At 41.8% G+C, this 24,695-nt stretch carries 17 protein-coding genes; 1 reads left to right on the plus strand and 16 read right to left on the minus strand.

From position 1 onward, the window contains the following. Positions 1-91: 91 nt before the first annotated feature. From DW173_RS02070 to DW173_RS02135, 13 genes are all read right to left on the minus strand, one after another. A complete protein-coding gene (locus DW173_RS02070; RefSeq protein ID WP_049702884.1) occupies positions 92-1,936 on the minus strand; it encodes a S41 family peptidase in 1,845 nt (614 codons plus the stop codon). Positions 1,937-1,971: 35 nt separating this feature from the next. Beyond that, positions 1,972-4,515 (minus strand): PL29 family lyase N-terminal domain-containing protein, encoded by a 2,544-nt coding sequence (locus tag DW173_RS02075; protein ID WP_120143579.1) that lies wholly within the window; start codon positions 4,513-4,515, stop codon positions 1,972-1,974. A gap of 76 nt (positions 4,516-4,591) precedes the next feature. After that, positions 4,592-6,808: a hypothetical protein gene (locus DW173_RS02080; protein WP_008640459.1), complete on the minus strand. Its 2,217-nt coding sequence runs from the start codon at positions 6,806-6,808 to the stop codon at positions 4,592-4,594. 21 nt (positions 6,809-6,829) lie between these two features. Next, positions 6,830-7,894, minus strand: a complete 1,065-nt coding sequence (locus tag DW173_RS02085) for an Omp28-related outer membrane protein (protein WP_032841695.1) — start codon at positions 7,892-7,894, stop codon at positions 6,830-6,832. A 9-nt stretch (positions 7,895-7,903) separates the two neighbouring features. Continuing rightward, positions 7,904-9,022 carry an Omp28-related outer membrane protein gene (locus DW173_RS02090; protein WP_008640461.1) on the minus strand — a complete coding sequence of 373 codons (1,119 nt, stop codon included), beginning with the start codon at positions 9,020-9,022 and terminating at the stop codon, positions 7,904-7,906. A 5-nt stretch (positions 9,023-9,027) separates the two neighbouring features. Further along, on the minus strand, positions 9,028-10,125 hold the full coding sequence (locus DW173_RS02095; RefSeq protein ID WP_008640462.1) for an Omp28-related outer membrane protein: 1,098 nt from the start codon (positions 10,123-10,125) through the stop codon (positions 9,028-9,030). 35 nt (positions 10,126-10,160) lie between these two features. Continuing rightward, on the minus strand, positions 10,161-11,765 hold the full coding sequence (locus DW173_RS02100) for a DUF6029 family protein (protein WP_008640463.1): 1,605 nt from the start codon (positions 11,763-11,765) through the stop codon (positions 10,161-10,163). 33 nt (positions 11,766-11,798) lie between these two features. Then, positions 11,799-12,287, minus strand: a complete 489-nt coding sequence (locus tag DW173_RS02105) for a peroxiredoxin family protein (protein WP_055235047.1) — start codon at positions 12,285-12,287, stop codon at positions 11,799-11,801. A gap of 34 nt (positions 12,288-12,321) precedes the next feature. Next, the gene (locus tag DW173_RS02110; protein WP_008775753.1) at positions 12,322-13,215 is read right to left on the minus strand and encodes a Calx-beta domain-containing protein; all 894 of its coding nucleotides are present in this window, start codon (positions 13,213-13,215) and stop codon (positions 12,322-12,324) included. 37 nt (positions 13,216-13,252) lie between these two features. After that, entirely contained in the window at positions 13,253-14,836 is a 1,584-nt protein-coding gene (locus DW173_RS02115) for a RagB/SusD family nutrient uptake outer membrane protein (protein ID WP_225472586.1), read from the minus strand. A gap of 20 nt (positions 14,837-14,856) precedes the next feature. Beyond that, positions 14,857-17,826, minus strand: coding sequence for a SusC/RagA family TonB-linked outer membrane protein (locus DW173_RS02120; RefSeq protein ID WP_120143581.1), 2,970 nt, complete (start codon positions 17,824-17,826; stop codon positions 14,857-14,859). A 517-nt stretch (positions 17,827-18,343) separates the two neighbouring features. After that, positions 18,344-19,069: a toxin-antitoxin system YwqK family antitoxin gene (locus tag DW173_RS02130; RefSeq protein WP_117667712.1), complete on the minus strand. Its 726-nt coding sequence runs from the start codon at positions 19,067-19,069 to the stop codon at positions 18,344-18,346. A gap of 80 nt (positions 19,070-19,149) precedes the next feature. Continuing rightward, positions 19,150-19,608: a hypothetical protein gene (locus tag DW173_RS02135; RefSeq protein WP_117870086.1), complete on the minus strand. Its 459-nt coding sequence runs from the start codon at positions 19,606-19,608 to the stop codon at positions 19,150-19,152. 259 nt (positions 19,609-19,867) lie between these two features. Between DW173_RS02135 and erm(F) the strand changes: the two genes are divergently transcribed. Then, positions 19,868-20,668, plus strand: a complete 801-nt coding sequence (gene erm(F) / locus DW173_RS02140; protein ID WP_004295323.1) for a 23S rRNA (adenine(2058)-N(6))-methyltransferase Erm(F) — start codon at positions 19,868-19,870, stop codon at positions 20,666-20,668. Positions 20,669-20,865: 197 nt separating this feature from the next. Here erm(F) and mobV read toward each other — a convergent pair whose 3' ends face one another. The 3 genes from mobV to DW173_RS02160 all read right to left on the minus strand — a co-directional run bounded on the left by mobV (position 20,866) and on the right by DW173_RS02160 (position 24,467). Next, positions 20,866-22,233 (minus strand): MobV family relaxase, encoded by a 1,368-nt coding sequence (mobV, locus tag DW173_RS02145; protein ID WP_120143582.1) that lies wholly within the window; start codon positions 22,231-22,233, stop codon positions 20,866-20,868. Positions 22,234-22,824: 591 nt separating this feature from the next. After that, positions 22,825-23,217 (minus strand): hypothetical protein, encoded by a 393-nt coding sequence (locus DW173_RS02155; protein ID WP_117703096.1) that lies wholly within the window; start codon positions 23,215-23,217, stop codon positions 22,825-22,827. Between the two features lie 17 nt (positions 23,218-23,234). Then, positions 23,235-24,467: a site-specific integrase gene (locus tag DW173_RS02160; RefSeq protein ID WP_117703095.1), complete on the minus strand. Its 1,233-nt coding sequence runs from the start codon at positions 24,465-24,467 to the stop codon at positions 23,235-23,237. Positions 24,468-24,695: the final 228 nt, after the last annotated feature.

A 24,695-nucleotide genomic window follows, 5' to 3' on the forward strand; every position in this document is an offset into this window, starting at 1 on the left:
AAGCAAAATGGGGATGCTCTCACTAACACCTTATCGAGAAGCATCCCCTTTAACTTAAGAGAAAATTTATTTCACAAGAGATTTAGTCTTACTAATATAAGTTTTCTACTTCCGGCTTGTTGTAAATGAGCGAGCCAAAAGTTCCCGCAGGGCGTTTCAAAGGTACAGATGGTACTCTGATGATTTCATCTTTTGAAGAACGTGTCAAACCAGCTCTTCCACTACGTTTCACAGGTTCTCCTGTAGTCGGATCCACCCCTTGAACATCGCATAGTGCCCAATATAATGGATAATTGAAATCAAAATTGTCCCAATCTCCGAAAGCATAAGGGAATACATTATCAATATCATCTTCATAGCTTGAGTTTTGATTATTCAACATGACATCCGGGTCAATACCGTCAGCATAATCTCCCCAGTCTTTTGCATTGAAAGAACGGAAAGTAATTGGAGCAAATTCATAATATTTATTTCCATATTTATATTCTTGCACTTCCATTCCTACGTTCTTTCCTTCCGTGCGGCTACCAAATAATTTCACAGGAAAATCTATGCCTCTTAATCCACTAATTATCAATTCACTGGCGGAAGCCGTTTCTTCCGAACAGATGATTCTTACAGATTTAAGATTTAGATCATCACCATCTCCAAAACGGATATATTCATCTGCACCGGAATTACGTTGCATTCTCATAAATACATCCGAACGATGTGATGTACCAGCGATAGAAGCGGCTAAATAACGAGCTAATTCAACAGAACCTCCATTGTTAAAACGTAAATCCAAAATCAAATCTGTGATGCCCTCTGTCTTGAACTGTTGAATTACATATTTCAAATCTTCCTCAAAATTCAAATCAAAACCTAGATAAACTAAATAACCGATATTGAATTTATTCTCTTTTTTGTCTTTGATAAACATTGAATTCAAGATAGGACTATTATTGTAACTACCAGTGGTTAATGTAGTAGTTCCATCCACCAAATCATAGCCGCCCCGGTTTTCATCAAAGATTTTACGCCTGTAGCCGATCTTAAAAGTTTCACCTCCACCTGCATAAAACAAAGTGCTCATATATTGCTGGTAATTACTCTTATTCAAAGTCGTACCATTCACAGCAACAATTACATCCCCCCGTCTCAATCCGGCTTTTTCAGCAGGAGATTCTAGATATACATATCCAATGGCTAATCCAATAGTTGTTTTATCCGGCATGTAAGAAGAGAAAAACGTTCCAAGTCCCGATCCTACAACACTTGTTGCACGAGTATTTGCACGAGTTCTACTGGAACCAGTTTCCATAATATAAGAATAGATATAACGCTTGCCTGCATTGACTGAAAATGCACGATAAGTTCCGCCATCCTCAATATTAGTTTTCATTGGTAAAAGATAAGTTGACAGAAAATTATCATAAGAAACCGATGCATAATCTACATCTAGTGTATTATATTCTTCTTTAAAGAGATAATGTTCCTTCAAATATTTATCCATATACTCATTAAGAGCTAGATCTTCTGCTGCTCCGGATCCTCCTCCTTGTGTGATAGTACATACTGTAACAGGAGTTTTATATCCCTCCACTTGCACAACCACAGTCAATACTCGCTCTTTTCCGGATTCGTTTTTATTAATTTTCACCTTTAATCCCCCTTTACCGGCAGCAGAGTTACCACTGGTATTAGTTATAGCAGCCCAATCTGCTCCTGTAGAATATTGCAAAGAAGGAGTCCATTTTCCAGAAGCCGTAAACGAAATCTCAACAGTCTCTCCATAAATAGAAGCCGTCTTTTCCGTTTCAGTACCAATCGCAGTGATTCCATTATCAGTATCACCGACATCTCCCCCGTCGTCGCTATCCGAACAATTACTGAAAGCAATCAGACACAAGGCAAGCAATACTATACTATAAAAGCTATTAAATAAGTTTTTCATCTATCATTATTATTAAATTAGAAAAATTAAAAAGATTATTGTGCCGGAGCTTCTACTACGGTTTTAGAAACCTCATAAAAACGTCCTTCTTCGTCCATCCAGGTTACATTGATATTAGTAGGTAATGTTCCATAAACACTTCCTGAATAAGTAGTTGTTTGTTTTACTCCGTTTTTCATTACATACCTGATTTGTTCATCATACATACCAGTCAGATAATCTGCCGGTCCGGCAAATACATAAAATACTTTGCAGGCAGCCTTAGGTTTCACAGTGTAAGAAACGGTATAGAACTTATCCTTTTCTATCTTGTCAATCGTCACTTCCGGCACACTGGCATTCCATAAATCCGGGTCTCTGTCTTTTCGCACGTAAGTAGGCTTCGCACTGGTGTATTCCTTCTTTGTTATGGTTGAAGAAGGGTTACCATCAGTATCAACTGCTATCATGAACAATACATATTCCGAATTAAATGCTATGTCCTCGATCACCAGTTGATGATTTTTCAGTTCAGCAGCAACAATTTCAGTAACATTATCATTCATAATTAATGCTTGTTTTACCATTTCTTCATTTCCCCAATACGGATAGCTTTTGAAATCACTCAATTTCATGTGAACATAACGGAACTTTTCCGGATTTCCAGTCGGGGTCAACGTTAAAGTCGTAGACACAGTTCCTGCCTCTATTGACACATCTACCGAAATTGATGAATTATAAGATATTTCTTTGGAATCAGCCTGTACTTTGACTAATGACCCGAGCTGCCCTTTCTCATTTAATGCTACTGCAATAAAAAAGCCTTTTGTTCCCGGTTCTAAAGAGGCTCTTTCAAAGTTTTCTACCTCTTTGGAAGAATCTCCATTTTTAATAAGATAGGAAATAACTTCCTTGTCGGTACCATAATTTGCCAGAGTTTGCTCCTTCATATAAGAATAATAGAACTTATAACAGTCAGTTCCGGGAGTAATAGTCGCACTTACACTTGAAACCGTAGTAACAACACTATTAATATTTATCGTCGCTGTCCCATCATACGTCAACGCAGGCACAGGAATCTCCACAGCTACCAGTTCTTCTGTTTTATACCCTTTTTCTTCTTTATAAGGAATAGCCCAAAGTACATACGTTGTTCCAGGTATTACCTTTGGAAGAAAATCTAACACCTTACCTTCCAACGGTCCGTTATAATCCGAATATTGTTTGGTTCCTCCCCCATAAGCCAGATCTTCAATCACTCTTTCAGGTGAATAATTCGGCTTATCTAAAATCCCTGTATAATAAACGTCGCAACCCTTTCTGATTGCAAAAACCGTTGCACCTTCAAACGTTATATCCGAAACCTTCAGTTCTACTGTTGCAGCAGTCTTAATCACGCTGGCAATCACGTCATCAGGCAAATATTCACTACCAGCTTCAGATGGAGGTACTGCCCAAATCATATATGTCTTTCCGGCTTCAGGATCCTTACCTATCAGTTCTGCCAATGGAACTTTATCAAGAGCTGCTGTCTTCATGTACATACGGGCAGCATATCCGTTCACTAATTCAGCTACGGCCTCTGCACTATATTCATTAATTTCCAGCACTCCCAAATAATACATTTCTACACCATTCGTCAAAGTAGTAGAAATCGTTTGACCTTCAACAGATATAGTAACAGGAGCCTCACCTATTATCACCGGAATCTCCGAGATTATGCTTTGCCCATTAGACGCAACAGCCATTATTGCCACTTTGCCCCCCGTTTCTGCATACTGATTCTCTGCAACAGGAGCAATAATAGTCAATCCCTTTCCTGTCAATGAAGCTTTCCAACCGTCAGGCTTTGTTACGGTATACTTAGAAATACCACTCATTTCAACCGAAATCAGTTTCTCCTCACCGTTTGCAAAATATTGTTTTCCCGATAATATTTCACATTTCAATTCCTTAGATTTCGACAACTTTAATATTGTGCCATCTTTCAGAGTGAAATATGCATAATCATCATCCTGACTTACTCCACTGAAAAGAGAGGTATCCCCCGTCCCTTCGCCGGATGCATACACACCCGTAGGTTCCCAAGTCTTTCCACCGTCTGTCGAAATCTCCCACTCTTTTGTATTCGTATTAATGCGAATTTTAGGAGCAGCAGCCGTCACGGGCATCATATTCCCTTCTCCATCTTTCAGGAATGTCTTCTTGCCGTCTGTACTGGTTATTCCCCAATAATAAACGCCATCTTCTTCGTTTTTTATCACAGTTATTTGCGGAGCATCTTCTCCGTTTTCACCATTACGAATAGTTACTTCCGTCTTATCTGAAAACTTAATTGTATAACTTCCGTCTTCATTCTCCAACACAGAAGCAATTGATTTATTTTGAGATAAAGCATCAGTCAGCGTCTTCAATGTGGAAATATCAGTTTGTACACTTTGCAAAGAAGCTTCTAACTTATCCATGCGATCTTCCAAACCGGAAATCGAATTCTTCAAATCATCGTCATTATAACATGACGAAAATGTCATAACACATACAGCCAGGAAACACATACATTTTCCTATGCCACCTAAAAATTGATTTCTTCTCATACCCATAAAAAGTTTAATGATTAGAGAAAAACCGCACGATAGATTTACACACTATCGTGCGGTAAATTAGTTTTGCCGATGTTTATTTGGAGTGAGGATGTTTACCTAATTTCTTCAAATCAAGATAAATAACACTTTCACTTCTCATGACTCCCGGAGTATTCACTTTCACTTGTTCATTAACAATCAATTTTGCAGGAACCCGGTTATCTTTCTTCACTACTTGAGGTTTCGCTATTCCCTTTATTCCTTTTTTCAATTTCGGAGCATCGGGGAATAATACGGAAGGATCAGTAATAATACCTTTTTCTTTATCATAGAATACTGTATAAAGGTCGCCAATTACTTCATTTCCATCAGCATCGGCACCAATAGGCACACATAAAGCAACCAGTCGTTTGGCTTCACTTGTCTTATCATACGATTGAGTAGTTGAGTTGACACCTGATAAACCATAATCCAGACAATGCTCTTTCCATACATCCATACATTCCTGATAAGTATAATCACCACTTGCGGAATAGTTATCTTCTGTAATGGTATAATATAGTTTGGCAACATCCTTCACAATAGAATACTGAACTGTAAAGTTATTCAAATCACTCATATAGGCATTCAGTTGCATCGTTGGATTCGGCCCTGCTATAATAGCTTCAGTCGTCGCTTTCACAATCTTCACATCTGTCAATACGCCATCCCAGTCTTCTGCCATATAAGCGAATGTGTATTCCGTTCCAGGATCCAAACCGGTCCATTTAAAATTTTCTACTCCTCCATTCGCATTCGCAGCCCATATATTTGAATTTTCTGACATCAGATATTTAATCAGTTCAGCCTTATTACCTTCTTCAAGTAAATCCGGTGTCATAATGTATTGGTGATAATATACTGCCGCTTCCTGATTATAAGTATAAGTTAATTTCAGGCTTGTCCGTCCCGGATCGGAAATGGTAATATCTATCGTAGCTTTAGATGCTCCCGGATTATCCATTACTCGTGCTTTGGTAGAAAAAGTTTCCGTCTTCACTTCTGATAATTGTCCATATCCATTACGCCCCACATAAGCAACAACATAAGAACCATTCGGATCAAGAGCATGTTGGTAATCTGTAGTTGCATACGAGCCTTCCTGACTGAAATTTATATTCTTAATCCCCCATCCTTCTTGATCTAAAGCTTGTGCAAGTGCCGTCATTGTTGCTTCATCGGCATTTTCATAAGGTGCCCAGTCAGCAGCACTGAATATACGATAAAACATGGCATAACAAGTTTTCTCCATTTTTACATCCATGTTAACAATAGAGGCCCCCGTCTTTGTGATCTTCAGATCGCATTTCGCTTCTTTGGCACCATCAGGAATTTCTTTCAATTGGAAATCCTGTCGTACATAATCTCCTTTATTCTTATTCTCATCCAGTCCGATAGTAGTAGCTGTAAATTTTCTTTCCGAATCGGCATTATACCCAAAATCAACTATATATAATAATTCTTCTTCAGGTACCTGTGCATCTTCTGATGTCTGTGTCCAGTGTCTCATAAAATCGATATACATATTCTGTCCATAAGCTTCAATAAACGCATCGATAGGTTCGGAATCCGCACAGAACTGATAGAAATACTTGCAATCCTCATTGGGGACATATTGAATGGCAGCTGCCTGATAACTTGCTTTAACATCAATTTCAACACGAGGATGGCCTGCTACATCTCCTGAAGGAGTTTTCAAATAACAGATTTTCATATCAGCCGGATTTTGTCCGCCTTCATCATTACACCCTACCGTTATAATCAAATATTCTGCTCCCGGCACAATCTCCGATTGAGCATATTTGGAATTTGTCCAGTCAAACTCTGTATTCGGGTAACTATCTCCTAATGTTTTCCTGTTGAAAGTATAAGCACCGGCACCCTCCGAATTATAGAGAGCTTTCAGAATCAAATCTTCGATTTCTTCTTCACTTGCACCTGAACCGCCACTTTCAAATAAGTAGTTATACATACGACATAAAGGATAAACATCCAAACGATAAGATTGCACCTTATCTCCCGGGGTACATTCAAACACAAAGTTGTTGGTAGTTTTGCTAGTCACTTTGATGCCTACCCCACGTTCACCACCATCCACTTCGTTTTCTACCCATCTGATTGGAGTTGGTACAGGAGGAAGTGGTACATCCGGGGTCACCGGCACGTCAGGTTCCACAGCAGGTTCATCCTTATCCGAACACGATAGCACCATAGGGCTTATAACTAACACCAGCCCTAATAAAAATAATAAGCTAATTAATTTCTTCTTCATAATTCTAAGTGATAAATGTGATTAATCATTTACATATTCATAATCGGCATTGCCGTTTATTGCTTCGCAAACAGCCAAATTGTTTACATAGCCGTTTTCATCCATTACTAATGCATAAAAAGAAAGATTCTCTGCTTTCCATGTATCGTCTAATGCCACAGTATACTCCTTTACTTCTTCCTTATCTTCTGCAATTTGTCCCAGTTTGTCACCTTCTACAGAAGCAGAAAGTAATTTGCGGACTACATGATTATGTGTATAGTCCCGATAGTTGCCTCCGTCATTCTGCTGATACTTCAATCCATTTTCAACAACATACAATACCAGGCGGTAATCAGCCGTTTTCTCCGAAGTCACTTTCACAGTAACTTTAGCTTCGGAATCAACCTCATTATAAACAGAACTGATAGCTACTCCGCAATGAGCAGGGTATTTCTCCAAAGACTCATTAAATATAGCCCGCATGACACTATAGTTTTCAGATAGCCCCATTGTCCCACGCATATCAACCACACATGAAGGATAACCGGAGATAGCAAACTTTCTGGAAAGAATCGATGACTGTTCAATTGTCATTGGATCGGCACTTGTCCCATCAACATGAAATGACATCAGATAAACAATTCCCTCGTAACTCGAACTTATCAAATAATTCAGACGGGTCATTCCTGCCGGACACATGGCGCACCATGTTCCGGTGAACTCCATTGCGCAGATGCGTCTCACAAAATTGGATACTGTACCTGATGTACTTTTTGCAACTACTGTTATCAATTTGGATACATAGTTGCCATAAGATGCCTCAAAAGCGTAGGTTCCGGCTTTAGAAGTAGAAAAGGTATTTCCATCCAAAGTTTGTCCGTCCATCACGGAACGGATGATTGCATCAGCAGTTACATCTATTCCCGCATGTATTACCGTAAAGGTTATAATATCCTTTCCGTCCGCAGTCAACGTATTTTTATCGACGCTCAAAATCACTTCCGTCTGCTCCGAATCATCGGAATTGCCTGAACAAGAAATCCAGCATATTCCCACACAGCACATACAGACCAGCAATATTATTTTATAGACATTTATACACATAACTCTTCTTTATTCGTTATACAAGTAATCTGCTGATTCTCCAAGTTTACACTCATTTACATTGTTACACGTATAAGTCTTTCCTCCATCCAAAGTTGTCAGCATCGACACTATCACACGCATATTATCCACATTCCATCCCGGTTCCAACTGATAAGATCGTTGCATGGTAGATTCCACTCCCGCATTTACTTCCCCATTAAAACGGTCGCCGTTCAATGATGTGGACACCACTGCGCGCACCACATTATTATGCGTATAATCATTCGCGCCATTCGTTTGAAAGTATTTGATTCCATCCTCTACCAGATAAATCAAACAACGATAAGTGTTTGTTACGTTGGAAGTTAATTTGCCAGTAATCTTCACTGTACGGTCAGAAGCATTATACACAGACTCAACAGCTACCCCACAAGAAGCCGGATAGTTACTTAATTCTTTCTGAAGCTCTTCTTCAATCTGGCTCTTGATACTGATCATTTCTTTAGTACCCTTACGCAGATTGTAAAAGAAACGAGGCAGTCCCGAGAAATTACCGAGAATATTAGTCCGGTAATTATTGGTAGCTGCTGTACTCATGGGATCCGTCATTCCTCCGAAATCCATGTGGAAAGAAGCGATAGCCAATCGCCCCGGTTGTTCAGTCTGAATTGCTTTCAATGTAGTGCTAAGCGCCGGACAGGCCTGGCACCCGACAGAAGTAAACTGCATCCCCAGTAATTTATGATAATAGCTGGTTCCTCCTGATACGGGAGCAACCTGAACGGTCACTTCATTTTCACTGACCATTGCTTTTCCTTCATAATAGCGGGCTTTAAAGACATACGTACCCGGCACTGAAGTGCTGAAAGCACGAACACCATAATCCAGGTTTTCCTCTCCCGATTCCTTTACCAAAATCAGGTTCATTGTGCTTTCTTCACTTACATCTTTTGTACCCAGTTTGACCGTGAAGGTCACTTTTTCTACTCCATCTGCCTGTATAGCCGTCTTATCAGCTGTAATACGCAAAATGCCGTCATCCGTCCCCCCATTCTCCGTTTCGTCCGAATTGCCGGAACAGGATGACAGCATTGCTAAACAAAGGATCATTACAATTGGTAGAATTGTCGAGTATATTTTTTTCATAAGCCTCAATCATTATAGAGATAGTCTATGCTACCATTGATAGAACATTCGGTTATATTATCCACCATATATGCGTCATCCACTTTACGCAATGCATAAACCACTACACGTGATGTGGCAGGGTTCAGGTTCTTTGCATTAGAAATGCTGAAAGTTGCGGCAGTGTGCTCCTCGTTTGCCTTCACAGTAAACCGTCCGTCGGTTGACATCGACAGGTAATTGTTGGAAATAGCTCTTACTGTATAATCGTACGAGGTCTCGTTTCCTCCGGATGCCGTCAAACCATCAGTCACCAAGACATAAACAAGGTCATATTCTCCTCCTTGGCTCGACTTCAGTGCGGCATTCACCGTAATCTCACCCATAGAAGAATTATAAGATGTATTTACCTTAATTCCACAGGTTGCCGGATATTGTCGGATTTGGTCTTGTAAAGTCTGTTTAATAGCACTCACATTTCTGTCTATCGACATGACTTTCAAATCATAGATACAGGTAGGAAAACCGGACGCTCCAAAACGGCCCATGATTGTGCTTGTCTGTGACAAATGGAACGGGTCAGTGGCGGAACTGCTGGAAGAATGAAAAGCCATTTTTACCATACGTCCCGGCATCAGCTCTTCCACTTTCTTCAATGCCGAAGTCATGGCCGGACAATAAGTACACCAAGTTCCCGTCATTTTGAAGACACCTACTTTACGATAGAAAAGTTCATAATTCTTACGATTCTGTGCGGTTACGGAAACTTCATCCGACTCCCAGTCCAGGTAATATGCCTTAAACTTATGTGTCCCGTTCTCTACTGCCGAGAACGTATTGGTCCGTCTCTCCAAATAATCACCGGTAGTTACATCTTCAAAATATACATTCTTCATATATTCGGAAGTCGTCACTACTTTTCCATTGGCATCAGTCACCGTAAAAGTCGCCATATCTGTTCCATTGGCTTCAATCTTGGCTTTATCCACAGTCAAAGTAATAGGTCCTGTCACTTCGCCGTTATCCGGCTCTTCACCATTGTCGTCAGAATTGCCGCTGCACGCTGTAAAACATCCGCACAAGCATATCAGACTTGACATAAAAAACATTGTAAATTTTCTCATATTCTATATTCTAATTAATAAATGTTTCGATGAACTCAAAATGAAGTAGTTATAGTCAGGTTAGCACCTGTATATTTAGGAATCGTCCGGCAAACTCCACCAGAGCAGACGTATCCTTCCTTGTTACGACCATAACTCAAGGCTATACGCGTACGTGACTTGGCATAACTGGCTCCCACATTGTAATAATGGATTTTATCCTTGCCGTGATTATACATATCACTTCCGTAAATGCTCCATGCCGGAGCAAAATTTATCTCCAACAGAGCTGCCATCCAGTCCTTCTGATCTTCTTTTGTAGTTAAGTATTGCAACTCCATGCGAGTTGAAAAAGAAGGCGTGAACTTATATTGTAAATCTGCTACAAAAATATTCGACAGATTAGTCGTTTTATTCGCTCCGTACGAAGGGCTATATTCTTGCATAGAATAAAGCAAGTTCATTTTGAATGACTTTGTCCATTGCTTTTCCACATCAACACTAAAGTCACGAAATGCCAAGTTACCTATCTGGGCTGTTCCTTCTTTTTCTAAAGCATAATAGGTAGAAAAGTTAGCATGTAATTTCAAACCGCGTTTACCTCCAATGACCGTTCCTCTTTTGAAATGATAAAAGACATCCAATTGTCCGCCCATCTCACCGCTAACTGCATTTGTCACATCTCCTATTTGTGGAGTATGAGGATGCAAGTTGGTCAACATATAGGTATATTGCGTACTCATAGCCGGGACATAATTCAACAGATTCGAAGTCGAACCATTACCGGCAATAATCTCACTATTCATCCATTCCAAACGGCGCCCGGTCAGATTTACCCCCAACCCATTGCCGCTATATCCCAGCTCCAGCAATTGCGCATTGGCACGTTTCCTCGCATAAAGTTTGTCATCATGGATGAAATTATAATATTTATTGCCACCGTCCACATATTCACCTTTCGCTGTAAATCCGGAGCGTTCAAAATTTACCCGTCCCGAGAAGCCATTCGAATAAGGTTTTCCCCCTTCTTCTTCGAGGTCGATATTGATTTTCTCATACCGGTTCAATGCCCCTCCTTCGATACTCAAGGATGTATTTTGCCAACTAAGCATTTCAGATAAGGAGAAGCTTACATCTACGCCACGTACTTGTGTGTCGGAAAAGTCCATTCCAAAACGTGGAGTTCCCCAAATGGCCTTCAACCTTACAATATTCTTGTAATTGTAGGTAAAACGTGCTCCCATCACCGCATTATTCAAACCAAGCATACGGTCCTCCCAACTACGGAATAGCAGTCCACTCCCAAACTGCTCATAAAATGTACCCGCTGTTACGGAAAAATCCTTGTCGGCCCAAGATACGTAATAGTTGGTTAGTTTTGCTTTCTCCAATTCTGTCGGGTATCCCACCAGTACCGGTTCATAGGCTTCCAACTGTACACCTACGGCAAACTTACCTTGATAGTAATCCAGTTTCAGATAATTGTTCGAACCGAAATGATCTTCCGGAGATTCTGCTTTTGTCTTACTATCATCCTTGTAGTAAATCGTATTCGTTTCAAAGCTCCCTGTCAGATAACCTTTTTTGTTATCTTGCTGCGCATAGGTTAGAGTAGACGATAACGCTACTAAAGCCAACACCTGAATTCTTATTCTAGTCATGTCATTGCGTTTATCTATGAATAATAACAGTTTCTATTTCTGTAGTTTTTTTATCGCTTTCAGTAGTTCCAGCTCACTTCCCGGCGCGTACCCGGTGTGTGAATAGACAATCTTCCCATCGGCATCCACTACATATACCTGTGGAGTCAGGCTTACATTCATAGCTCGCATGAATTCCTGATTTTTATCGTACAACATGATAAAATCATCCCATCCATGTCCCTCTGCCAATGCACGCGCTTTAGCAGTAGAACGGCTGTCATCTGTCGAAACAGCTACTACACGGAAATTGGCTTCTTCCAACCAATCGGGCAATTGTTCATTTATAGCGTCCAATTCACGAATACATGGTTTACAGGTTGTTGCCCAAAAAGAAATAATCATAGGTGTTTTGTGATTAACCAGGGAGGAGGTATTTACCTGTGCTCCTTTCGTATTTTCAACCTTGACTGATGGTATTTGTGCCATGGTACAAGTTAGAAAAGCGAACAACAGCGTAATGCAGACAATTAATGCTCTCATAAGTTCTTTTATTTGTTATGTTAATAATCTTGTTTTATCTGATGTGTTCCATCTTACAGCCAAATAGCCTGAATTTCTGTATTTGTATCAAGCCGTCCTTATACATATCGCCTATCAAATTGGCATTCTCGAAAGTGACAGTTTTAGTTTCAACATCATATTCTCCGCGATATACGTCAGAAGTACTTCCGTCCAAAGCCAGTCTCCTGAAACGAATAGTATACGGGCCATAAGAAGCGACATCTTCACCCGGCACAATGGACAGGTAGGTTTTCTGCGCCTCCGAATCATATTCATAATACAACCGCCAACTAAATTCCCATTCAATATCATTATCCGGATCAAATCCATTCTTATTCGAACAGACCAGATAGTGTTCGTATGCCTCCGTGCCTTCTTCCGCTGTATTTATTCTAACGGAGAATCCCACTGGCACATTGGAAACATTGGTGGCAGAAGCCGTTCCGGTAAATATCCAAGTTCCTGAAAGCGTTTCATAAAAGCTTGAATCATTGTCTTTGATAGTCACTGTCAGTCGCTTGTTCTCACCAATAGACGCCCCTTTCACATCAGCAATTTCAACATCAAAAGAACGGTCGTCATTAACAAGCTTGTCATCAACGGTCTTAAACTCAAAATTCATTGTTTCCTGCCCGGCAGGAATAAGTAACGTTTTGGTTGTGACAATATAGTTTTCATCCTCTTTGGCATTATGATCTTTTAATTCGAACGTCACACGGATAGTTCCGGTATGTTCGCCCGTCACAACAACAGGCACAGTACACAAACCGGCAGATTCTTTCACCGTCATTGCAGTTTCCTGCAAGTTTACCGTAGCCGCTCCGGAATTAAACTGTTCCTCATCGTCCGAACAGGCGGCGATCAGAACGGCACATAGAAGAAGGGTGTATATTTTCAGATAGTTCATTTTACTCAAGTGTTTGATAATTTACGTTATTCATTGATTAATATCCCGGATTTTGCTGACCTGCCAATTGAGGGTTGGCATCCATTTCTGTTTTAGGAATAGGCCAAAGCATCCGCTGGTCATCCATAAGTTTATCCAGTCCGTCAGTACTTGCTTGTCCCGGGAAAAGCACCAGTCCTTTGCTTTGCGGTTTTCCACGCTTCACACCTTTCCCCCAACGCTTCAGGTCCATCAACCGGTATCCCTCACCTACAAGCTCACGTTCCCGTTCGTTCATGATTTCATTTAATAAAGCTTCCTGATCGTAGGTTGCATCAGTCCATCCCTCGATTCGCGCTTTTTTTAATGCATTCAAAGCGTCATTACCCTTTTTCACTGCAGCTGCCGTTCCAATCTTTGCATTAGCTTCAGTGGCAATCAGATACATTTCAGCAATTCGGAATGGTTTCGGCTGATTCAAATAGCGTGTTTCGCTTCCTAATGCATTGTAATATTCATTGCCCGGATATTTATTAAAGAAATAGATGTCTGCCGCATTACCTGACGATACGGTTAAGTGATATTTTCCGAAATAAGTCTTTAGCCGGATATCTTTTTCATTGTATAAGTCAATCAGTGTTTGTGTAGGAATATAATCCTTCTTTGTAGTCGGATAACCAATGAAAATAGTCCCCAGAGGTACACCGGCATCGTCGGCACTAGTCATGGCAATCTGCCAGATGGTTTCCGTTCCCTTGTCATTCTTCCATACGCTTTCAAAATCTGTTGCTGTGTTCGATAATGGATATCTGTTCGAATTAACCAGGTCACCTGCATATTTGGCTGCATTTTCATAGTCGTCCATTTGCAGGGCAACACGCGCTTTCAAGGCAGTCACTACATCTACCGTGATATAATTCCCACAATTCTTGGGAGCCGTGTTGACTGTCACGTATGCACCATTAATATACCTGTCATAATCAGCAATGCCATTTTTTGCAGTCTCTATACGTTCTTCGGCTTCTTCGAGGTCCTCCAATATCTGTTTGTAAGTATCTTCCAATGAAGATCGTCCCGGATATTGGGTAGCAGAAAGTTTAGGCTCATATTTTACCTGAAGCGGCAGTCCCGGAGTACTTGCTGCGGTAGCTACATCGTAATCGCGGCAAAATAAAGTAGCTAGATAAAAGTAGCAGTATGCTCTTGTAAAATACGCTTCCCCCTCATACACATTGATCTGTTGTCTCTGGGTTTCAGTCAATTCGATTTCCGGGTTCTCATCGATCTTACCTACCCCGTCAATAAAGAAGTTGACACGTCCGATAGCGGCATAGTAGTTCGACCAGATTGTTTCTACGGTAGAGTTGGTACTCTCGAAAGTCCAACGGTGCAACTCACCATATTTATTAGAGAAATCCGCCACTGCATTAAAGGCATCTGCCTGAACTTCCGGAGCTAATACATAGCTTCCTCCTGTCAGTCCTAAATATACGGAATAGATACCGGCACGTGCTTCTTCAAAACCGACTATGGTCGTTAACGCTTCTTCTGTAGGAACAGCATCGTATGGCATTTTATCCATATCACAAGAAGTCACCCCAAGTGTCAGTATAGTCAATGCTATCATAGATATTTTCTTCATATTCACCATTCTTTATGTTTTTAGAAAGTTAGTTCGACTCCGAAAGAATATTGTTTCGTATTGGGATAGTTACCCAATTGGATATTACTGTCTACTTCCGGGTCATATCCTTTATATTTAGTCACTGTGAGTAAATTACGTCCTACAAAGTAGATTCTGGCGTTACTGATTACTCCTGTTTTCTGAATCAGTTTGGCCGGAAGGGTGTACCCGATAGTCAGGTTTTTCATACGCATAAATGAAGCATTTTCCAGTAAATGCGTATCAAACTGCATCGGGGAGTCGGGAGTGGCAATTCTGGTTATATCTCCCGGCTTCTGCCACATGGTAAGCATTTCTACAGTTTGATTGTCCGAACCTGCAAAAGTGGGATTCTCTGTAAAAAAGCGCTCATTATTCAACATATACTGGCCTAGCATAAAAGAGAAGTCGGCACTAACAGAAATCCCTTTCCATCCGAACTGGGTGCCAAAGCCACCGGACCATGGTGCATAGCGTTGTTTACCGACAAAAACTGCATCTTCTTCGGAGTAACTCTTCGTCAGATTTCCATTTTTGTCGTACCACATATTATATCCGTCACGCGGATCGACTCCTGCCCATTTCACATAGTAATATTCTCCCCAAGGTTTGCCGACCTTCATCTTCAAACCGGTATCAGGCAAGGTATATTCATCCAATCCGTTAAACAGTTTAGTTATTTCATTCTTATTATAATTCAGGTTTCCGGAGACACTCCATGAAAAATCTCTCGTTTTCAGAATATCCACTCCCAGAGTAATATCGAAACCACGATTACGCATACTTGCTACATTTTCCACACTGCTTCCGTGTCCGGTAGTATATGACAATGGATACCCCATCAACATATCATCCGTCTGACGGTTATAAAATTCCAGTTCTACAGAAAAGCGGTCAAACACTCTTGTACTGATGCCTACATTCAGTGTTTTCATACTTTCCCATGTCAGGTTATCATTTCCGACGGTAGAAGGAGCAATACCCGGTTGTCCGTTATACAGCAAACCGGAACCAACCAATGCCAACGCATTATAGGCGCTGATACCGGAATTACCAGTTGTTCCATAGCTCACCTTCAACTGTAAACTGTTCAACCATGAAACGTTCTGCAGGAAATTCTCTTTTCTCATATCCCACATGGCTCCCAAAGAATAAAAGTTTGCCCACTGGTTGTTTTTGGCAAACAGAGAAGAACCGTCCCGCCGTGCTGCCAAATCGACATAATAGCGATCAGCAAAACTATAACTGATCGTGCCGAAATAAGAATTGAAAACCTTGTCATACATCGAATGTATCGGCACTTCTGACTCTGCTCCAGCTGCCATCAGCATCATTCGTGAGTCTACCATTTTTTTAGAAGTTGCCGAGAAATTCTCATTCTTTGTGATAATGGACTCCTGGCCTGCCAACACGGTAAAAAGATGCTTGTCTGACAGACTGAACTTATATTCCGCCGTATTGGTGAAAGTAAATGAATAATAACGTTCGAAAGACTCGGACGCCACCCCTGCCCCTTCAAAAGGGCCTTCCGGATAGGCTTTATGGGAGTTACGATAATCAAAGGCATCTACTGCCTGCGAGGTACGTATATTCAATCCTTTTATTGGGTTTATATTAAAGAAGGTATTGCCATTGATACGTACCGTACTCCGGTCATTCGGTTGAAGTTCTGCCAAGTAATACGGATTATAATATCCCATATCGTCAAAATAGTCCAATCGTTTTCCATAGCCTGTAAAGTTGCCTTCTTCGTCTGTCAATATCTCGTTTATTGTTTGGTCAGGACGATAAATACGGGCAGCATACGCTTTATTATAAACGCTATTAGCTTCCGTTCCGAAAGTTGTCGTGTTATATTTCTGATAGGAAAGGTTCACGTTAATCCCGGCTTTCAACCAGTCGGTCACCTTTACTTCCACATTACTGCGCAAAGTCTCACGGCGCAATGAAGAATCGTCCATAATTCCCTCTGTATCATAATGTCCAAATGAAATATAGTAGTTGATCCCTTCGGAACCACCAACCACATTTACATCGTATTGTTGGGTAGGAGCTGCATCTCCGAAGAAAACATCCGCCCAATCTGTAGATATACCATTATCTATATAGAACTTTTTCCGTTTTTGAAATGTAGTATCGTATGCTTTTCCCGGGTCCAGCATTTCCTGCAGGTTAAGCCATTGTTCGGTATTCATCATCTCTATGTTATCCCCAGTCATTCTCGACCAGCCATATTGCGCATTGATACTAACACGGGCTTTCTGTCCCATTTTTCCTTTCTTGCTAGTCATTATTACTACCCCGTTAGCAGCACGAGAACCATATATAGCTGTTGAGGAAGCATCTTTCAATACGGTCATGCTTTCGATGTCGTTCGGATTTAATGCTGTAAATGCTCCGGATGATATAGGTGAGCCGTCGAGAATAAAGAGAGGTTCTGTATTTGAACTGATCGAGCTGACTCCACGCAATCGCATTACAACACTTCCACTTGGTTCTCCACTGGGAGTAAATACTTGTAAACCGGCAACTTGACCTTGTAATGCATCTCCGGCATTAGCAACCGGTCTATTGGCTATCTTGCTATTATTTACCGTTGTTACCGAACCGACTACAGACCCTAGTTTCTTTGCTGATCCGTAACCTACCACAACAACTTCATCCATCAGTTGTGTATCAGACTTTAAGATAACTCTAACAGTCGGTTGAACAGAAACCGACTCCGTTTTCATACCGATATAAGAGATTTGTAATATTTTTGCTGAATTTGGCACATTCAATAATGTGAAATGCCCGTCTATGTCTGTTATTGTACCTAAGTTAGTGCCTTTTACAACAATTGAAGCCCCTACAACAGGTTGTTTGTCATCATCGGAAATCACTGTCCCCGTGACTTTCTGCGTTTGAGCTGTTATCAGCCCGATACCTATAAAAAGGTATCCAAATAGCAGCGCTAATTTTTTCTTCATAAATCTCTTTTTAAATTATTAAATAGCCCTAAAACATTTAAACTCACTTTTTACACTTAGATAAGTTCTATCAGAACTTAATTATAATCCATTGTTTTTGTAGTGTTTTTACATCAAATATGTAATTCTGGAAAGAAATGTTGCTTGATTTTACTTTTTCAATCAATTTAGATGACTATTCCATAAAAAAAATATGTCTTTTCGTTGTTTTTTGCAAAAAGAATATATACTTTTGTTCCATTATATAATACCAAACCGGAACTGTTAATAAATACAATCCGAAAAAGAGATATAATTTGTATTTTAGATTTTTCTCGGTTTGACTTAACCGATTGAGAAATAAACTTTTAGCGAATTATTTGAGAAATAGAGGTAACGATTTAGCAACTGTGCGAATTTCAGTGTTTTGCGTTGCTATGCTGTCAAATAACTCTTTCATTTGCAAATATAACATCTTTTTCCGAAAGTACGAAGTTTCGGTGGCGATTTTATAAAATCAACTTGCGAAAAAAGAAAATCATTCATCCCATTCATGGGTTGTGTCATCGGTGGCGTTGTACTGTTTCCAACGTCCCGACTTCTCGCCGTCGGTGTATTGTCCCTCGATGGTTATATAGGGTTTGCCGTCCCGTGTCGATTCCACACGATAAGAGCCGTCAAGTTTTCCGTTACGGTAGTGTCGTGTAGTCCTGCTGCGAAGCGTGCGCCCATCCTCAAAAATTTCCCATTCCTCACCCTCTTTTTTGCCGTCTATATAATGAGATTCAAAAATCTGCTCACCCGTCTTGCTGTCAAAGCGGCGTTCCCTTCCGCTCTCCACACTCTGCCTATACTCCTTTTCGGTTTCTATTTTGCCGTTACGAAAATAGGTCTTTACAGTTCCGTCTATCTTGCCTTGCTGCATGGGTGTTTCTTTTCGGGGAGTAACGCCATCTTGGTAATACTCCGTGAATATGCCGTTGCGCTTTCCTTTGGCATATATGCCCGATTCACGCAGTACCCCATCACGATAGCGGAGATAATCACCGTTTATTATGCCGTCGGAAAGTTTAACACGCTCCTCGTCAAACCCTCGTATAATGCGATATTCTCCCTGCAACGGCTGTTTACTGCCTTTTTCATAATAGACCGTGCGCCGTGCGTTATCCGTTATAGTCTGTAAATCGTCCCATTTTACTATTTGTTGTGCGGAAGCCGTGCCACACAATAGCCAAAAGAGGTATAGTGTTAATATTCTATTCATTGTATTTTTGCTTTTCGAGGTTGATAATGTTTTGTGGCTAACCGACTTTGAGGACGGTTGAGCCGCTTGTTATCGGTTATTTAAAACTCTGGAATGTCATTCAAATACAATGGAATATTTACAGACTGCCAATTTCTTCCAAAACATTCAACTAATAGTATCAACCCCAATAGTTTTAATACACTTCCGGCATAATATATTTGATCTTTTTTCTTTCCAACCCAATCATAGCCGTTTGATGAATATGCAGATGTTACATTAATCCTAAACTTCTTTTGCAGTATGAAATTTATTGCTATTGCATCAAACTGATTTACTAACAAGTCATGTTGCTCTTTAGGCAATTGCATATCATTCTCATTGATATAGCTTATTGCTAACAACGACAAAGGGTCATTACCAGCTATTTTGAAATTTTCTTTCTCTAAATAGAAAATATAATCTTCATCATCTTTTAATGTATATAGTTTATATTGTTTCGTATAAATCATATAAATGGCACTATTGTATGTATTCATTGCATCTGTAATTCGAAACATATAGATATTATTTATTGAGTTGTAATTAATTTAACCGATAACGGTTCTCAGCTATACGCAGGCAGGGATTTTAACCACTGAACTTCCTACGAAGAACTGAACTTTAAATTTACCACTTAACTGTCCTACGAAGCACGAAACCCCTGCTTGCGTATAGGTGATGTTATGCGGTCGGTTTTCATTTTCTCTTCTTTCTCGTTAATTTATCAAGCAAAGTTACTAAATTTGCAGTCAAGTATTCACCTGTAAGAAGTTACTAATGACAAAAAAGAAATTGCCCGTTCGTTTTACGGGTCAGCACTTTACTATTGATAAAGTGCTAATAAAAGATGCAATAAGACAAGCAAATATAAGTAATCAGGATACGGTTTTAGATATTGGGGCAGGCAAGGGGTTTCTTACTGTTCATTTATTAAAAATCGCCAACAATGTTGTTGCTATTGAAAACGACACAGCTTTGGTTGAACATTTACGAAAATTATTTTCTGATGCCCGAAATGTTCAAGTTGTCGGTTGTGATTTTAGGAATTTTGCAGTTCCGAAATTTCCTTTCAAAGTGGTGTCAAATATTCCTTATGGCATTACTTCCGATATTTTCAAAATCCTGATGTTTGAGAGTCTTGGAAATTTTCTGGGAGGTTCCATTGTCCTTCAGTTAGAACCTACACAAAAGTTATTTTCGAGGAAGCTTTACAATCCATATACCGTTTTCTATCATACTTTTTTTGATTTGAAACTTGTCTATGAGGTAGGTCCTGAAAGTTTCTTTCCACCGCCAACTGTCAAATCAGCCCTGTTAAACATTAAAAGAAAACAGTTATTTTTTGATTTTAAGTTTAAAGCCAAATACTTAGCATTTATTTCCTGTCTGTTAGAGAAACCTGATTTATCTGTAAAAACAGCTTTAAAGTCGATTTTCAGGAAAAGTCAGGTCAGGTCAATTTCGGAAAAATTCGGTTTAAACCTTAATGCTCAAATTGTTTGTTTGTCTCCAAGTCAATGGGTAAACTGTTTTTTGGAAATGCTGGAAGTTGTCCCTGAAAAATTTCATCCTTCGTAGTTCAAAGTCGGGTGGTTGTCAAGATGATTTTTCTGGTTTGGTGTCGTCTTTTAAGCTGCCGCATAATGTTGTGCTAACAGCGAAATCGGCTGTTATTTTCTTCAAGTATATCACCTTGCGAACAAATATAAAAAAAGTGCGGTACACCACGAACGGCGTACCGCACTTTTTTCGGCAAATCGGGCAGGATTTAACATTTATAGCTTGAATCCCTTGCCTTTCCTTTGCGGTTGTATAGGTCGGCGTATGTTCTGCCTTAACTTCTCGAACTGTTCCTTAAACCACTCGGCAATGGGCTTTCGGTCGATGACAAGAACCAATTTAGTCCCGTCCGTGGGGTCTTTCAGCACTTGGAAACCTGCCCTTTCGGTCGTGAATTTCCGTCCGTGTTCCTCCGAGTAGAGTTCCCCCGTATACTCCAACGGCTTTCCCTTGACGAGCGTTGCGGTCTGCCTTTCATCGAACCCGACAAGGCGGCAGAGGTTTTCGATACGGAGCATTTCACGGAAATAGGGAAACCATGCCGCCGCCCTTGCGATTACCGTTTTCAGAAACGATATTTCCTGCTTGTGCCTTGTGTCCTTGTCGGCTATCTCCCTGCCGTGCTTTTGCTGCATTTCCCGTATCTCCCTGCTGTGGTCTGCCTGCATGGTCTGTATCCTATCTTGCAGGGCTTCGATGGTTTCCTCGTGGTCGGCTACCTCCCTATGCAGGGCGGTGTTCTCCCTTTCCAGCGTCTTGACCTTGTTACTGCCGAAAAGAGAACCGACGCTCTCGGCGATGTTGGCGGCTGCGGTGGTTGCCGCCCCTTTCAGCTTCTCGGTCTGTATTTCTTTTTTCGCCCGTCTTAGTTCCTCCCGTGCCGTTTCTTTCTGCTGCTGCAAATCCACCACTTCCGCTTTGAGGTCGTCGGAGAGTTTCTGTATATCCCGATAATACTGCTGCGTGGACTTGTGGCGAGCTTTCGAGCCGTCTATGCCCCTTTGCAGCCCGTATTTCGCCATCGCTTCGGCATAGGTATCTTGGTAGGACTTCAATTTCAGCCGTGTCATAATATCGTCTGCGCACAGCCTCACGGTGTCGCTCGGCTTCTTGCGGTATCGCTTCTTCGTCTGTTCCTCCCTTTTCCTGCGCTTGCGCTCTCCCTTGACGATAGGGACGAGTGTAACGTGTATGTGCGGCGTTTCCTCGTCCCTGTGCAGGTGAGCCGCCACGATGTTCTCCTTTCCGAACGTGTCGGCGAAGTATTTCAGATTGTCGGCGCACCACTCGTCCAAACGCCCCTCTTCCTCTATCCGCTTCATGTCCTCGTGCGTTCCCGACACGTTGATGCGGATAGCCCGTACTTGGTTGCTTCCGATTTTGCGTGTCAGCCCCGCTTCTTCCAGTCTTCTCTGAACAGCCGCCGAACGGTCTTTCACCCCGTCGGGGTATTCGATGAGCCTGCGGTTTAGGTGCGTGCGTGTGGGGTCGGCGTTCTTCGGTATGATGAAACGCTCGATATGTGCGGTTGTTCCGCTGTCGCTGCCGTGCGCCTTTTCCATGTGTAAAACTACGAAACCCATATATTCTTCCTTTCTTTTTTGGCTTGTGAAACAATGATTTTTTGTATCTTCGGGGGCGGCAAATGCCGTCCCCGATGGGGTGTGCAGAGGGGCTTGCCCCTTGCCTTATTGGGGAATTTTCAGCGATACGTAGTATTGCGGCTCGGAAAATTCCCTAATAAGCTACGGTATTTTCTCCGTAAATACCCTGCGGCGTGCCGTCTGCCTTTCGGCTGTGGCTGTTCCTACCACCTGCTTACCCATATAACCCCACCTTATTTTTTCCCTTTCGGTCGGTGGGTGGCGGGGCGGTCGTTTCCGTTTTCAAAGGCTCTTTTGCATGGGGCGGTCGGATACAAGGTTTTCCCGATAAATACGCTCGCAGCGAAGCGAGAGGAAGATTTATCGGGAAACGGCGCAGCCGCCTGACCTTTTAGCCGACATAAAGCCCCGTGCTTGCTTTGCCTTTGTAAACGGAAATGATTGCTCCGCTTTCCTCTGAAAAGAGGAATAGAACCTGCAATATCTATCACCATAGTGATAGATTTGCATGTTGGTATGTTGGTATGCTGATATGTTGGTATGTTTGCATGTTGGTATGTTGATATATCATCATGCTTTCCAACGGCTGTTGGGCTTGCCGTCCGAAACAACCGACACGAATACCGTCGTTTTCTCTTTTCGCCCGTGTATAATCCTCTCTAATAATGCCCTGCGGACTTTCGCCGCCCCGAACGATTCGACACGGAAAGCGAGGGCGGCTATCGTTTCGAGGTTGTAAACCTCCGCGCTGTATTTGTCCGATAGGCGGATAATGCGCTTTATGTCATATATAGATAAAACTCCGCTTTTGCAGAGTGCCTTTATCCCTGCCCGAACCGTCGGGGCGATAACCCCGAACAGTTCGCAGATTTCCCGCTCGGTCATGGCGGTTGCGCCTATATCGCTCGGCAGGGAGATATTGCCCTGCCCGTCCATCGTGATAATGTTCTTTTCTTCTTTCATCGGTATTCTGTTCTTAATTAGATGGCTCGGCAGATATTCTTCTCCATATCCTCCAACTTGTGCGACAAGGTTTCCATGTCTTGGCTTATCTTCTGGGCGGTGATTTTGGCGTAAATTTGGGTGGTCTTTATGTTCGTGTGTCCCAAAAGGCGGCTCACCGTTTCGATGGGTACGCCGTGCGACAGAAGTACGGTCGTGGCGTTCGTGTGACGTGCAACATGGTAGGTCAAGCGTACCTTGAAGCCGCATTGTCTGCCTATCTCTTTGAGTATCTTGTTGCAGCTTCCGTTGCTCGGAACGGGGAAAACATGACCGTCCCGAGCCAGCCCCTTGTATTTCTCTATGATACGCTTGGGAACGTCCAAAAGACGGATGTTCGATTCGGTGTTGGTCTTCTTTCTTCGGGTGATTATCCACAGGTTGCCGTCGAAGAATGTTTGCAGGCGGTCGGTGGTGAGGTTCTTCACGTCGGAATACGCCAAACCCGTGAACACCGAAAAGACGAACAAGTCCCGTACAAGTTCATGGGTGGCGTTCTTCATCGGTGCGTCCATGAGCGTCTGTATCTCCGTTTGGGTGAGGTAGCCCCTATCCACGCTTTCGGGAGAGTTGATATATCCTGCAAAGGGGTTGAACGGCAAACGCCCGTCGTTCCTCGCTATGGAAACGATGTGTTTCAACACAATCATGTAGCCCCACACGGTATTGGTATGGCATTTCTTCTCCGTGCGCAAAAAATACTCGAAGTCGTTGATGAACGTGAGGTTGAGTTCCTTTAACGGAATATCCTCACGCTTGTGGGTATGGGGCAGGAACTCCCGAATATGGTTGCAGACCGTCCGATAACGGGTAAATGTACCCTGCGCCCTGCTGTGCCCGACTTTCTTCTCAAACTCGGCGTTGTGCTGCTCGAACAGCTTTAACAATGTTTCCTGCTTGACGCCGATACCGAGATAGGCGTCTTTGAGTTTGGCGGCGGTAACATAACCGTCCGTCTGCATCAACTCTTGATAGCGGCGGTTTACCTCCACACGGATTTTATCTACCGCAAGGTTGATTCTCTGCGCTTCGACACTCTTGCCCGAAGCACGGCTGTTCCTCACGTCCCACAACCGTGGGGGAACGTCCATCTTACAACTGAACTGTTTAATCTCGCCGTCCACCGTGATACGGCACATTAAAGGCAGGTTGCCGTTCGGCTTCTCGCTGCCTTTCTTCACGTAAAATAATACCTTGAATGTACTACGCATAACTCACTCCTTTTTTTGGTTACAAAATTAGTTATTAGTGAGTTACCGACAGCTATGTAAATCTACGCAAAACGCAGAAACAGAACCTTTTAGCAAAAAATCTGCACCCGTTACGGGAGTAACGAGGTGGTAACTGAACTTCTGCACCGTTTGGCTTCGAGGTGGTATTTCGTTGGCTCTGCCCCATAGAAAAACAAAGCGTAACGAACGCTCTATCAGCTAATTCGC

The organism is Bacteroides sp. AM16-13, assembly GCF_003602705.1.
GTDB lineage: Bacteria > Bacteroidota > Bacteroidia > Bacteroidales > Bacteroidaceae > Bacteroides > Bacteroides xylanisolvens.

Excerpts from the sequence above, each read along its gene's own strand:
- DW173_RS02080 (WP_008640459.1), bottom strand. The coding sequence starts at position 6,808 with ATGAAGAAGAAATTAATTAGCTTATTATTTTTATTAGGGCTGGTGTTA.
- DW173_RS02115 (WP_225472586.1), bottom strand. The coding sequence starts at position 14,836 with ATGAAGAAAATATCTATGATAGCATTGACTATACTGACACTTGGGGTG.
- DW173_RS02070 (WP_049702884.1), bottom strand. The coding sequence starts at position 1,936 with ATGAAAAACTTATTTAATAGCTTTTATAGTATAGTATTGCTTGCCTTG.
- DW173_RS02095 (WP_008640462.1), bottom strand. The coding sequence starts at position 10,125 with ATGAGAAAATTTACAATGTTTTTTATGTCAAGTCTGATATGCTTGTGC.
- DW173_RS02135 (WP_117870086.1), bottom strand. The coding sequence starts at position 19,608 with ATGTTTCGAATTACAGATGCAATGAATACATACAATAGTGCCATTTAT.
- mobV (WP_120143582.1), bottom strand. The coding sequence starts at position 22,233 with ATGGGTTTCGTAGTTTTACACATGGAAAAGGCGCACGGCAGCGACAGC.
- DW173_RS02110 (WP_008775753.1), bottom strand. The coding sequence starts at position 13,215 with ATGAACTATCTGAAAATATACACCCTTCTTCTATGTGCCGTTCTGATC.
- DW173_RS02085 (WP_032841695.1), bottom strand. The coding sequence starts at position 7,894 with ATGTGTATAAATGTCTATAAAATAATATTGCTGGTCTGTATGTGCTGT.
- DW173_RS02120 (WP_120143581.1), bottom strand. The coding sequence starts at position 17,826 with ATGAAGAAAAAATTAGCGCTGCTATTTGGATACCTTTTTATAGGTATC.
- DW173_RS02105 (WP_055235047.1), bottom strand. The coding sequence starts at position 12,287 with ATGAGAGCATTAATTGTCTGCATTACGCTGTTGTTCGCTTTTCTAACT.
- DW173_RS02155 (WP_117703096.1), bottom strand. The coding sequence starts at position 23,217 with ATGAAAGAAGAAAAGAACATTATCACGATGGACGGGCAGGGCAATATC.
- DW173_RS02075 (WP_120143579.1), bottom strand. The coding sequence starts at position 4,515 with ATGGGTATGAGAAGAAATCAATTTTTAGGTGGCATAGGAAAATGTATG.
- DW173_RS02100 (WP_008640463.1), bottom strand. The coding sequence starts at position 11,765 with ATGACTAGAATAAGAATTCAGGTGTTGGCTTTAGTAGCGTTATCGTCT.
- DW173_RS02090 (WP_008640461.1), bottom strand. The coding sequence starts at position 9,022 with ATGAAAAAAATATACTCGACAATTCTACCAATTGTAATGATCCTTTGT.
- DW173_RS02160 (WP_117703095.1), bottom strand. The coding sequence starts at position 24,467 with ATGCGTAGTACATTCAAGGTATTATTTTACGTGAAGAAAGGCAGCGAG.
- DW173_RS02130 (WP_117667712.1), bottom strand. The coding sequence starts at position 19,069 with ATGAATAGAATATTAACACTATACCTCTTTTGGCTATTGTGTGGCACG.